The following is a 13,672-nucleotide window of genomic DNA, read 5'->3' on the forward strand; positions in this document are numbered from 1 at the left end:
GCCACCGCTGGATTGGTAGCGTCGTGATGTGCAACATCCAGCCGATCCAACTCAACGACGCTGAGGCCATCAGCTACCGGCAATGATTCGCGCAAGTGGTGCTGAGTCAGCAGCAGCTCGATGCCACTATCTTCGGTGATGAAGGTCAACCGCTCCGTGGGATACTCGGGATCCAGCGGCACATAGGCACCACCCGCCTTGAGAATCGCCAGCAGCCCCACCACCATATTGATGGAACGCTCCACGGCGATACCTACTCGGGTCTCAGGTTTTACACCTAGGCCGATCAGATAGTGGGCCAACTGGTTGGCGCGGGCATTGAGTTCAGCATAGGAAATCTGTCGATCATCGAAGATCAGTGCCGTGGCCTTGGGCTTCGCCGCTGCCTGGCGCTCGATCAGGCAGTGTATCGGTTCGTCTTGCGAGTGGCATGCTTCGTTTACCCCCCATTGTTGTAACTGGCCGCGCTCTCGGTCACTCAGCAAATCTATATCGCACAGCAACCGTTGCGGGCACTCGGCCAAGGCCTTTAACAACACCAACAATTGATCCGCCATCCGCACGACAGTTTCTGAATTGAAGATATCAGTCGCATAGTTTAGATGGCCTGTAATGCGACCGTTCTCATCTTCCTGAGTCCCCAGCACCAGATCAAAATGGGCATTCTCCACGGGTGCAGCCAATGGCTCGCAACACACGCTACCCATTCGATCCAACGGACGATGGTCGAAGACCTGATGGTTGTAGCCCACCTGGAACAACGGGTTATGGCTAAGGCTACGTTCGGGCTGCAAGGCCTCCACCAACTGCTCGAACGGTAGGTCAGCGTGCGCATGCACTTCACGGGTACGCTTGCACACATGGGCCAGCAGATCGCTGATTCGCTCACCAGGCTCGGTCTCTGCGCGCAGTACCAGAGTATTGACAAAAAAACCGATTATCCCCTCGGTGCCAGGCTGATGACGCCCAGCCACGGGGACCCCGATGCGCAAGTCTCGCTGACCACTGAGGCGATGTAACAGGGCTGCGAAGCCGGTCAGGATCAGCATAAACAGGGATGCCTGCTGATCCCTGGCTGATTGGCGCAGTTGATCGACCAGTTCTGGGGGAAAGTTGAAGGTATGCTGGGCCCCACTACCATACCGCTGGGCCGGGCGCGAGCGATCGGCAGGCAGATCCAGGGGGGGGTGCTCATCGCCTAGCTGTGCCTTCCACCAGGCCAATTGACGTTCCAACTCTGCACCCGACAACTGTTCCCGCTGCCAAATGGCATAGTCGGCATACTGGGTCGCCAAGGGTTCGGCTTGCACCGGCTCCCCGAGCGATTCGCTGCGATAGAACGCGACCAGTTCCTCCAGCAGCACCTGCATGGACCAGCCATCGGAGATGATATGATGCATACATATCAGCAGACACCATTCACGCTCGCCCACCTGAACCAAGGCCCCCCTCCAAGGCGGCACGGCTTCCAGATCGAAAGGGCGCCGACTGACACCCCGGAACCGCGCTTCAACGGCGGCCTCCGTATCGCCGGCAAAGCGGAGATCATGCCGCTCGATGGGCACTTCTATCGTCTCCAGTACCCGCTGCTGCGGAGTCCCGTCCTCGCCATGGCAGAAACAGGTGCGCAGGGACTCATGCCGCACGATCATCTTCTCGAACGCCGCAATCAGGGCCTCTTCATCCAAGTCTCCTTGCAGCCTCATGCCGGAAGGCAGATGGTAGGCACAACTCTCAGGTTCCAATTGCGCCAGGAACCACAGGCGCTGTTGCGCAAAGGACTGAGGCGCCAGTTGGCCGCGTACAGCAGGTTGCAAGGCAGGAGTTTCCTCCACCGGCACTCGCTCCAGCATCGCGGCTAATGCCGCCAAAGTTGCTGACTCGAACAGTACGTTCAAAGGCAAGGTCTTCTTCAAGACCTTCTGAATACGATGAACCAGATGTACTCCGAGTAGAGAGTGGCCACCAAGGCTGAAGAAGTTGTCACGACGCCCGACCCGCTCAACTTCCAACACCTCCTGCCAAAGCTCGGCGAGCCGGCACTCGGTCTGCGTTTGCGGTGCCTCGTAATCGGCCCCTTCCATTGCGGGGATGGGCAGAGCCTTGCGATCCAGTTTACCGTTGGCCGACAAAGGGAATGTCTCCAACGTGACGATATGCGCTGGCACCATATAATCTGGCAGATAGTGCCTGAGTTCGGCTTGCAGGGCATCGAGATCCACATCCGAGCCCTGCGCATAGCCCACCAGCTGTCCCTGGTGCGCCACCACCACGGCCTCGCCAACATCAGGTCGAGAACGCATCACGACCTCTATTTCTCCCAACTCGATCCGTAGGCCCCGTAGCTTGATCTGGTAATCCAACCGTCCCAGATATTCGAGTGTACCGTCGCGACACCAGCGGGCTAGGTCACCACTGCGATAGAGGCGTTTGCCCTTTTCAAAAGGACTCGGAATGAAGCGCTCCGCAGTCAGTTCCGGCCGACCGTGGTATCCCTCGGCCAACCCTGCACCTCCGATGTAAAGCTCGCCAGCTACGCCGATCGGCTGAGGCGCCAAGCGGCTGTCCAGAATATGAATCTGCAGGTTGCCGATGGGCCTGCCGATTGGAACGGTAGTACGCTCATCTTGACCGCAGACCCAATGCGTGACATCGATGGCCGCCTCAGTCGGACCATAGAGGTTATAGAGTTCCGCCTGCGGCAAACCCTCCAGCGTTCGATCCTGCACGTCTTTCGGCAAAGCCTCACCACTACAGACGATGCGGCGCAGGGAATCGCAACCGGACAGATCCTCCTGGGCCAGGAACACCGCCAGCATTGACGGCACGAAATGAAGCGTGGTCACCGACTCCTGGCGAATCAACTCCATCAATTTCTTCGGCTCCTGGTGGACACCAGGCTGGGCAACGACTAGGCGTGCTCCCACCATCAATGGCCAGAAGAATTCCCACACCGACACATCGAAACTGTACGGAGTCTTCTGCAGTATGCTGTCGTATTCCTTCAGCGAATAGGCTGACTGCATCCACTGCAACCGGTTGTATAGAGCCCCATGGGTGTTCGCCACCCCCTTCGGCTTGCCGGTGGAACCAGAAGTATAGATCACATAGGCACGCTGCTCAGCGGACAAAGGGACATCGGGCGCAGTTGTCGGCCGATCGGACAGATCGATTCGATCCAGGTTGATGGTCATCAGACCATGCGAGACCGGTAACCGATCCAGCACGGCATCGTGGGTCAGCAACAGCGCGACACCGGCATCGGTCAGTACCTGTTGCTGCCGAGTTTCAGGATGATCCGGATCGATGGGAACATAGGCGGCCCCCGCCTTGTGGATGGCATACAGGGCAACCACCATCTCGATGGAGCGCTCGGCGGCAAGGCCCACCAGCGCCTGGCGACCTATCCCCTGTGCCAGCAGGTAATGGGCGAGCCGGTTTGCCGCCCTGTCCAGTTCGGCATAGCTCAGACGTTGCCCACCGCTGACCAGGGCTTCGCGCCCCGGATGGAGCATCGCCTGCCGTTCGAACAGGCGATGCACCGGCTGCGGCTTACCGTAATCCACGCCGGTATGGTTCCAAGCGCTCAGTTGCTGACGCTGATCCTCGTCGAGCAGATCGTAATCGCAGACGATGCGTTCCGGAGCCACCACCACTTGCTCCAGCAGACACTCGAACTGCACGTGAAAATACTCGATGGTCTCGCTGTCGAACAGGTCGGTGGCATAGTTCCAACTGCCCGTCAGCACGCCGTCGCCGTCTTCCTGGGTGTTGAGCGCCAGATCGAACTGGGTCGTGCCGTTCTCCAGCTCTAGCACCTCTGCAACTAGTCCAGGCAGATGCACCTGATAGTCGTCGTCACGACGCTGATGATCAAAGAGTACCTGGAATAATGGGTTATGACTGAGGCTACGCTCCGGTTGCAACGCCTCCACCAGTTGTTCGAACGGCAGATCCTGATGAGCCTGGGCGTCGATGGCAGCCTCACGGACGGACTCGAGTACCCGCCCAAAGGTCGAGGTGGTATCCATCTCGCAACGCAGCACCTGGGTGTTGACGAAGAAACCGATCAAGTCCTCGGTTTCATGGCGGTTACGCCCGGCGATAGGCACGCCCACTCGCAGGTCGGACTGTCCGCTCAGGCGATGCAACAAGACCTGATAGGTGGCCAGCAAAACCATGAATGGTGTCGCATTATGGGCAGCGGCAAGCGCATGCACCTGCTCCGCCAAGGGCTCGTTCAGCGTGAAACGATGACGAGCGCCCAGGAAACTCTGGCGTGCCGGTCGCGGCCGATCCGTCGGCAATTCCAGCACCGGATGCTCATGGCCCAGTTGATGACACCAGTAATTCAACTGCCGATCACCTTCCCCCCCAGCAAGCCACTCCCGCTGCCAGACGGCAAAATCCGCATACTGGATCAGCAATGTACCCAGAGGCGACTCTTCGCCCCGACAGGCTGCCCCATACAAGGCACTGAAATCTCTCAGCAATACCGATACGGACCAACCATCGGAAATGGCGTGGTGCATGCAAATCAACAGTCGCCATTCCTGTTCACCCGTCTTGACCAGCCCCACCCTCCACAGGCACTCCTCCGCCAGGAGGAAGGGTCGGCCCATGAATTCCTGGGCATGGAGACGCAAGGCTTTTTCGATATCGCCGGATTCACTCAAGTCAGCTCGTTCGATGCTCACCGGTGCGGGGGCATCAATCACCTGCCGGGGCACCGCCATGTCCTCGGGAGGTGCCACCAGGCGCGTCCGCAACACGGCATGGCGTCGCGCCAGATCATCGAAAGCCTGCTGGAGTGCTTGCTCATCCAGCGCTCCTTTCAAACGCAGCATACCCGGCAGATGATACGCCGAGGAATTTGGCTCGAGCTGATTCAAGAACCAGAGGCGCTGCTGGGCAAAAGACTGCGGCGCCTGGCTCAGCCCAAGGTTACTCAGCCTATTCTCGCCCTGCAGTGTTTCTAGCTTGCCAAGACAAGTGGCAAGATCTTTCAGTATTGGCGTGTCAAAAACACTACGCACAGGTAATTCAATATTTTGCTCTCTACGAACACGCGAGGTCAGTCGAACGACCAATAGCGAATGGCCACCTAACTCAAAGAAATTATCGTGACGACCCACTCGCTCGACGCCAAGCATTCCAGACCAGATTTGCGCCAGAGTCTCTTCCATTTCACCCTGAGGTGGTTCGTACTGTGAGCTGCCGACGCACTCTGGTTCGGGCAACCTCTTGCGATCCACTTTACCGTTGGCATTCAGCGGCAGTTCCTCAAGCGTCACCACGATTCCCGGCACCATATAATCCGGTAACTTTTGCCCTAATCGCTCACGCAGTAAAGCGGTATCAAGCTCACTGTTAGCCTGGGGAACCACATAGGCTACCAGCCTAGAACCACCGGGGCCTTCGTGGGCGACCACCACCGTCTCGCGAACCTCTGGCTGAGAGAGCAGCTCGGCTTCGATCTCGCCCAGTTCGATACGCAAGCCGCGGATTTTCACTTGATGATCGAGGCGGCCGAGATATTCGAGCTGACCGTCCTCCCTCCAGCGCACCAGATCGCCGGTGCGGTAGAGGCGTTCACCCGAGGTAAAGGGATCAGCGATAAAGCGCTCCGCCGTAAGATCACTGCGATTGAGATATCCACGGGCCAGGCTTACCCCGCCCAGGTACAACTCTCCCGCGACGCCCTGTGGTACCAGGTTGAGCTCACCATCCAAGACATAGGTGCGAGTGCTACTGATGGGACGCCCAATGGGAATCTGGCGGTGAGCATCATCACGGCACCACCAGTGAGTGACATGAATCGTAGTTTCAGTGGGACCATAGAGATCATGCAGGTGAGCATCATCAAGACACTCAGCCACATCTTGCTGCAACGCCGCTGGAACGGCCTCGCCACCACACATTATATGTTTGAGACGCGTTTTGGTTTTAACATCTGGATAGCCCAGAAAAGCCTTTAGCATTGAAGGCACAAAATTAAGCGTGGTAACGCCGTGCCGCTGGATCAGCTCGATAATGCGCTCTGGATCCCGATGGTCACCTGGTTGGGCGATCACCAAACGTGCCCCAACACTCAGCGGCCAGAAAATCTCCCATACTGAGACGTCGAACCCGAACGGCGCTTTGTGCAGTACGGCATCCGCATCGGTGAGCTGGTAGGTCTCCTGCATCCAGACCATGCAGTTGGTCAAGGCATCATGGCGGATGGCGGCGCCCTTGGGCCGGCCGGTGGAGCCTGAGGTGTAGATCACATAGGCGAGGTGCTCGCCGTGCAGCACCACCGCGGGATTGGTAGAGGCGTGATGTGCCACGTCCAGCCGATCCAACTCAACAACGCTGAGGCTATCAGCTACCGGCAATGACCCACGCAGGTGGTGCTGAGTCAGCAGCAACTCAATGCCACTATCTTCGGCGATGAATGCCAGCCGCTCCGTGGGATACTCCGGATCTAGCGGCACATAGGCGCCACCCGCCTTGAGAATCGCCAGCAACCCCACCACCATCTCGATGGAACGCTCCATGGCGATACCCACTCGGGTCTCAGGTTTTACGCCTAGGCCGATAAGGTAGTGAGCCAACTGGTTGGCGCGGGTATTGAGTTCGGCGTAGCTGAGTGACTGATCGTCAAATACTAGCGCCGAGGCCTCTGGGGTTGCCTCAGCCTGCCGTTCAATTAGGTGATGGATTGGCTGGGCAGCGGGATGCCGTTGTGTGTTTACACCCCATTCCTGTAATTTTAACCGTTCAGCTTTATCTAGCAGTTCGATATCACTCAACGCGCGTTCAGGCATCTCTGCCAGCGCCTGAAGGATGACCGTATAGTGCTGAGCTAAACGCTCAATAGTGGTTGCATCAAACAGCTCTTCTGCATAAACGAAGCTTGCCTCCAGGCAACCATCCATGCGCTCTACCACATTTAGCGTCAGTTCTAGCTGTGCTCTTCCCTGTTCCAGCGGCCAGGTGCTCAGTTCCAGTCCTGGTAACGACTGCAGCGATCCATGATCTTGCTGTTGATAGTTGAACATTACCTGGAACAGCGGTGTGTGACTCAAACTACGCTCTGGCTGCAGTGCTTCCACTAATTGCTCGAACGGCAGATCCTGATGCTCTTGTGCCCCCAGTGCTGCGCGTTTGCCCTGTTCCAGCGCCTCGGTCAAGCTCAGGCGACCATATAACGTATTGCGCAGTACCTGGGTGTTGACGAAAAGCCCCACCACTCCTTGGGCTTCCGTCCGGTGGCGGTTGGCGATTGGCACACCGACCCGGATATCTTCCTGCCCGGTATAGCGATACAGTAACGCCTGGAAGCCTGTCAGTAGTGTCATAAACAGGGTGGCACCCTGCGCCTGGGTTCGCTTGCGCAGCCCATTTATCAGTGACTCTGGGAGCACCATGTGGTGGCGCGCAGCGTGATAATACCCATCGTTGCGGCGCGGACGATCGGTCGGTAACTGCAGTACCGGGTGTTCGTCGCCAAGTTCCCTCTGCCAGTAGTCGAGCTGGCGCTCTTTCTCGCCAGCCTCCATCCATTGACGCTGCCAGAGTGCATAATCAGCGTACTGAATCGGCAGGACTGGCGGCTGCCATGTCTCACCTGTTACCCGAGCGGAGTAGTCCGCAGCAAACTCATCGATGATCAACTGCATCGACCAGCCATCGGAGATGATGTGGTGCATTACCACCACCAACAGGTGCTCCTCTTCAGCTAAACGCAGTACCCCCACGCGCAAAAGTGGCCCCTGCTCCAAATCGAAAGGATCATTGCAAAGCAGAGCAACCTGATTCTCTATCGCCACTTCGCGTTCAGCCTTCGGCATGTTAACTAAGTCAACTTCATGACATGCGAAGCTGCTCTCGGCCTGCACCACTTGCATCACCTCGCCTGCACCATCATCACGAAACACCGTGCGCAATGCTTCATGACGAGATATCAAAGCGGCGAAGCTACCCCACAGTGCGTCAGAGTCAAGCCCCCCCTTAAGAGACAGAGCTCCCGTAATGTGGTAAGCGCTGCTTTGGGGATCCAAGCGCCACAGAAACCACTGGCGAAGTTGGGCATAAGAGGGTGAGCAAGTTGTCTGTTGTGATACAGGGCGAGAAAGAATTGGGAACTGGCCAATGCCAAAGCCCTGAGAACGTATCTTTTCGTAAACTACTCGGCGCTGCTCGGCATGCAATCCGGCAAAACGTTCCGCAATACGATGTGTATCGATGTTACTCATTGAACGGTATCCATGCTGTCGATAAAGGAATTAATATCGGAGAGCGACTGCTCTAAGGAGTACCCGCTGCTTAGCGTAGCAATACACTCTGCTAGATCGCGCAACAGTGGTTTCTTAAACACCTCGGATAGCTGGAGCTCAACTTGCATATCAGCTTGAATACGAGCCACCATCTGCGCAGCCAACAGCGAGTGCCCACCGTGATCGAAGAAGTTGTCATAACGACCCACCCGTTCGACACCAAGGACTTCAGCCCAGACCATCGCCAATGCTTCTTCCACCTCGCCTTGAGGAGGTTCGTACTGCGATCCAATGTCTAAGCTAAACTCGGGTAGCGCCTTACGATCTACCTTACCGTTCGGGGTTAGCGGCAGTGCATCCAGAGTGACTATCACCCCAGGCACCATATAATCTGGTAACTTTTGCCCTAGCGTTTCGCGTAGAGAGGTGGTATCGAGTTCAACGTCGGCTTGGGGAACCACATAAGCCACCAATCTAGAACCGCCTGGCCCCTCTTGGGCAACCACCACTGCCTCGCGTATCTCCGACAGGGCTAGCAGTTGGGCTTCGATCTCGCCTAGTTCAATACGGAAACCGCGCACTTTGATCTGATGGTCAATTCGTCCCAAGTACTCAAGCTGGCCATCCTCCCGCCAACGCACTAGATCACCGGTTCGATAGACTCGTTCGCCCGCAATAAAGGGGTCGGCCACGAAGCGTTCCGCCGTCAGCTCAGCACGGCCTAAGTAACCCCGCGCCATGCCCACGCCGCCTAGATACAATTCCCCCGCTACTCCGGGTGGAGCGAAGTTGAGCGCATCATCCAGAACGTACAGTTGCGTCGCGGCGATAGCGCTTCCCAGGAAAACCTGACTGTCTTTCACTCGATCCGTTGCTGACCAAATCGTGGTTTCAGTGGGGCCGTACATGTTCCACAATTCGATCCCCTGAGCTTGCAGATTCTCAGCTAAATCAGGTGGCAAAGCCTCACCGCCGCATAGCCCCTTAAAACCTTCCGATAGCGGAGCCGTCGTCCATGGCCAGCCTGACGAACGTAGCAACCGCCAGCCGGAGGGGGTCGCCTGCAGAACCGTCGCTTTTTCCTGGTTGAGTAATTCACCCAAGGCTCTGCCATCTCGAGTCGTCTCGCGGCTCGCCAGTACAACCCTTGCTCCGCTGATCAATGGCAGATACAGCTCAAGGGCGGCAATATCGAACGACAGTGAGGTCACCGCCACCATAATATCGTCAGGGGACAAACCAGGGGTTTCATGCATGCTTAGTAAGAAGTGACTGAGCGCGTGATGGCGCACCATGACGCCCTTAGGCCGCCCAGTTGAGCCCGAGGTATAGATCACATAGGCAAGATGCTCTCCGTGAAGTGCCACCGCCGGATTGGTTGACGCATGGTGAGCGATATCCAACTGATCCAACTCAATGACATTTAGGCTCTCAGCTACTGGCAACGTATCGCGCAAATGTTGCTGAGTAAGCAGCAGCTCAACGCCACTATCTTCGACCATGTACGCCAATCGCTCGATGGGGTAATCCGGATCCAGTGGCACATAGGTACCACCCGCCTTGAGAATACCCATCAGCCCTACCACCATCTCAGTTGAACGCTCAACAGCGATGCCCACCCGAGACTCAGGTTGCACGCCTAAGCCAATCAGATAATGGGCCAAGCGGTTAGCACGAGAGTTGAGCTCGGCGTAGCTGAGTGACTGATCTTCAAAGATTAGCGCCAGAGCCTCTGGAGTAGCCGCTGCGTTGCGCTCAATGAGGTGGTGAATCGGCGGAGCATCGGAGTAATGCTGAGTATTCATTCCCCATGCCTGCAATTGATGCTGGTCGGTTTTATTGAGCAGCTCGATATCTATCATTGCTCGCTGCGGCCTTGCTTGCAGATTTTTTACGATGTCTGCAATGGCAGTTTCCAGGTAATCACATAGCCGCTGCGCACCGATCATACGACTAACCTGACCTACCAACTGGAAGCCGTTACCTAGATCGTCCACCGACATCGTGATCGGGTAGTTGGTACGCTCTTGCCCCCCCAGCACCGTCATACCTTCACAGGTATGAATAGGATGTCCCTCTTGTTTAGGTGCGCTGTAACGATAGTTCAGCAGACTCGTGAATAGTGGCGTCCCGCCAGGTAACCCGCTGCAGCGCTGTGCGAGGCCAAGACTGGCATGTTCATGGTGCATTAGCTCAGATAGGGCGTCGTGGGTTTGGCGCAGGCACTCATCGACACCTTGGGACTCCATTGTGATACGCACTGGTAGCGTATTAATAAACATCCCCAGCGCCCGCTCGGCACCTTCGATGCCCTGCATGCGGCCGAACAGCACAGTACCGAACACCACATCGTCCCGCCCAATGGTTTTACTCAATACCAACGCCCAAGCCAGATGGAACAGGCTGGCCGTGCTGACGCCGTACTGCTGGGCCTGTTGCCTCACCTGCTGAGCTAACTCTACTTCAAGAGAAACGCTCACTTCTTCGATCTCGCTACCATCGCCGCGAACATCTAGTAGTCCGAAAGGCGCTGTAGATTCCTCCATATCACCCAATCGCTCCAGGAAGAAGGCTTCATGCTCTGCTAGGCTCACCCCCAACCGTGCCTGCGCCACAAAGTTGCGGAATGGGATCGGGGCTAGCAAAGCGTCCTCCCGGCCTTGCTGAATCAGGGAGATCTCTTCCACCAACAGCTCAAGCGTGGTGTGATCCATGATCAAGTGGTGGCTAGGTAGCTGCAACAGCCAGCGATTTTGCTCGGCATCGTATGCTGCCACCGCTCGTAGCATGGGGGCTCGGCGCACATCGATGCGGTGATGTTCAGGATCTACCCGGGTGTATAGCCATTCGTCGACACGAATAGTTTCCTCATCCGGCACCGACGGCCATTCGACTTCCATTGCAGCATGCTTGTATACCACCTGCACCGGCTCACGGAGCCCTTCCCAGAGCACAGCGGTACGAAGAATCTCGTGGCGGGCAATGAGCTGGTTAAAACCAGCAATAAACCTGTCCAACCGATCCCGACTATCGAAACCAAGTAGACAAGGAAGCACATAAGTATCTCCCCGGTGCCGCAGCCGGTGATGGAAAAGGATGCCCTCCTGCAGCGGCGCCAGTGGGTAGATGTCCTGAATGTTGGCAGCACCACCGGGCACGGCCGCTTCGATCGTGCTGATCTCCCCAGTAGTAAGTTCAATCAACGTCAGCATTTCTGGCTGCAAGGCTTGGCAATCGGGAGGGATCCGGTTGGGCGGAATGACGACCTCAGATTGCTCTGATGCTTGTGTCAACGCTTGAGCGAAAGATGCTAGCTCCGGATGTTGGAACAGCGTGCTTACCTGTGCCATCAGTCCGCGATTCCGCATTTGCTCCAGCACTTTTAGAGCCAATAATGAATGCCCCCCTAGCTCGAAGAAGTTATCGTGACGCCCCACCCGCTCCATGCCAAACATTTCAGACCAAATCGCCGCTATATTTATTTCCACCTCGCCTTGGGGTGGCTTGTACTGTGATCCTCCGACAAGCTCAGGAGCGGGTAATGCCTTACGGTCTACCTTGCCGTTGGCATTTAGCGGCAGTGCATCCAGCGTGACCACAATTCCTGGCACCATATAATCCGGCAATTGCTGTCCTAGCCGCTCGCGCAGTACAGCAGTATCAAGTTCAATATCGGCTTGGGGAACCACATAGCCCACCAAGCGCGCACCGCCAGGGCCATCTTGGGCCACCACTACTGACTCGCGAATCTCTGGCTGATATTGCAGCTGTGCTTCGATTTCGCCCAATTCGATCCTCAGCCCACGGATCTTCACTTGGTGGTCAAGACGACCTAGATACTCAAGCTGACCATCTTCCCGCCAGCGCACTAAATCCCCCGTACGGTAGAGCCGTTCGCCCTTCTCAAATGGGTTTGCGACAAAACGCTCCGCCGTTAAACCTGCGCGATTCAAGTAACCCCGTGCTAAGCCCACGCCACCAAGATAGAGTTCACCCGCGACCCCAGGCGGCGCCAAGTTAAGATCACCATCCAGGACATAGGTACGGATACCAGCGATCGGTTGACCTATGGCTACGTGGTTGCGTCCATCGTCTTGGCAAGTCCAGTGAGTGACATCAATGGCCGCTTCGGTGGGACCATAGAGGTTATAGATCGCCGTGTGAGGCAAGCGGGAAAACACCTGGTTCTGCAGCTCTGCCGGTAGTGCCTCACCGCTGCACACTAAGCGCGTCAGGCTGATACACCCTTCCACGTCGCTATCCGCCATGAAGGCTTGAAGCATGGAAGGCACGAAGTGAAGCGTGGTGATCTTGTGGGCACGTATCAGCTCAACTAATTGTACTGGTTCGCGATGAGCACCTGGCGGTGCCATCACTAGTCGCGCCCCCTGCATCAGCGGCCAGAAGAACTCCCACACTGAGACGTCAAAGCTGAACGGCGTCTTCTGCAACACCGCATCGCAGGTCGTTAGGCCATAGGCTTCTTGCATCCACTGTAGCCGGTTGGCCAACGCACGATGACGGTTGGCGGCGCCCTTGGGTCGCCCGGTGGAGCCGGAGGTGTAGATCACATAAGCAAGATTTTCACCGTGCAGGGCCACGTTCGGATTGGTCGGCGCATGGTGAGCAACATCCAACCGATCCAACTCAATGACGTTCAGCCCATCGGCCACCGGCAACGCATCGCGAAGATGCTGCTGGGTAAGCAGCAACTCGATGCCGCTGTCTTCGACCATATAGGCCAGCCGTTCAGTGGGATAATCTGGATCCAGTGGCACATACGTGCCCCCCGCCTTGAGGATGCCCAATAGCCCTACCACCATCTCGATGGAGCGCTCAACGGCGATACCCACTCGGGTTTCGGTCTGAACTCCCAAGTCGATTAGATAGTGCGCCAGACGATTGGCACGGGAGTTAAGTTCGGCGTAGTTGAGTGACTGATCTTCGAAGACTAACGCCTTGGCCGTAGGGTTTACAGCAGCTTGGCGTTCAAGCAGGTGATGAGTCGGCGGAACATCTGTATACCCTTGTGTGTTCTCGCCCAAGTCAGCAAGCTGACAATATTCAGCATCACTCAGCAACTTGATTTCGCTTATTGCTTGTTGAGATGCCGTTTTCAAATTCTCTACGATACAGCCCACGGCCGTGCTCATGTAATCACATAGCCGTCTCGCCCCGACCGTGCTCCTAACCTGCCCAACCAATTGGAAGTCCTCGCCAAAGTCATCCACTGACATGGCAATCGGGTAATTGGTACGCTCCTCACTATTCAGCACCATCATGCCTTCCCACGCCCGGCTATTAGCCTCCTCCCCTGGTGGCGCACTGTAGCGGTAGTTCAGCAATGACGAGAACAAGGGCGTCCCCCCAGGCAAGCCACTACAGCGTTGCGCTAGAGCGAGGCTTGCATG

Annotated in this window: 2 protein-coding genes; both read right to left on the minus strand. The window is 56.7% G+C overall.

Going from position 1 to position 13,672, the window contains the following annotated elements; translation table 11 throughout:
* Positions 1 to 8,240: non-ribosomal peptide synthetase (locus HALA3H3_RS02310; RefSeq protein ID WP_158414235.1), on the minus strand; the 8,240-nt coding region annotated here is incomplete at its 3' end.
* Positions 8,237 to 13,618: a non-ribosomal peptide synthetase gene (locus tag HALA3H3_RS02315; RefSeq protein WP_238326060.1), complete on the minus strand. Its 5,382-nt coding sequence runs from the start codon at positions 13,616 to 13,618 to the stop codon at positions 8,237 to 8,239. The genes HALA3H3_RS02315 and HALA3H3_RS02310, both read right to left, overlap by 4 nt.
* Positions 13,619 to 13,672 lie beyond the last annotated feature (54 nt).

The sequence above is a fragment of the Halomonas sp. A3H3 genome (assembly GCF_000982975.1).
In the GTDB taxonomy this organism is placed as follows: Bacteria; Pseudomonadota; Gammaproteobacteria; order Pseudomonadales; family Halomonadaceae; genus Vreelandella; species Vreelandella titanicae.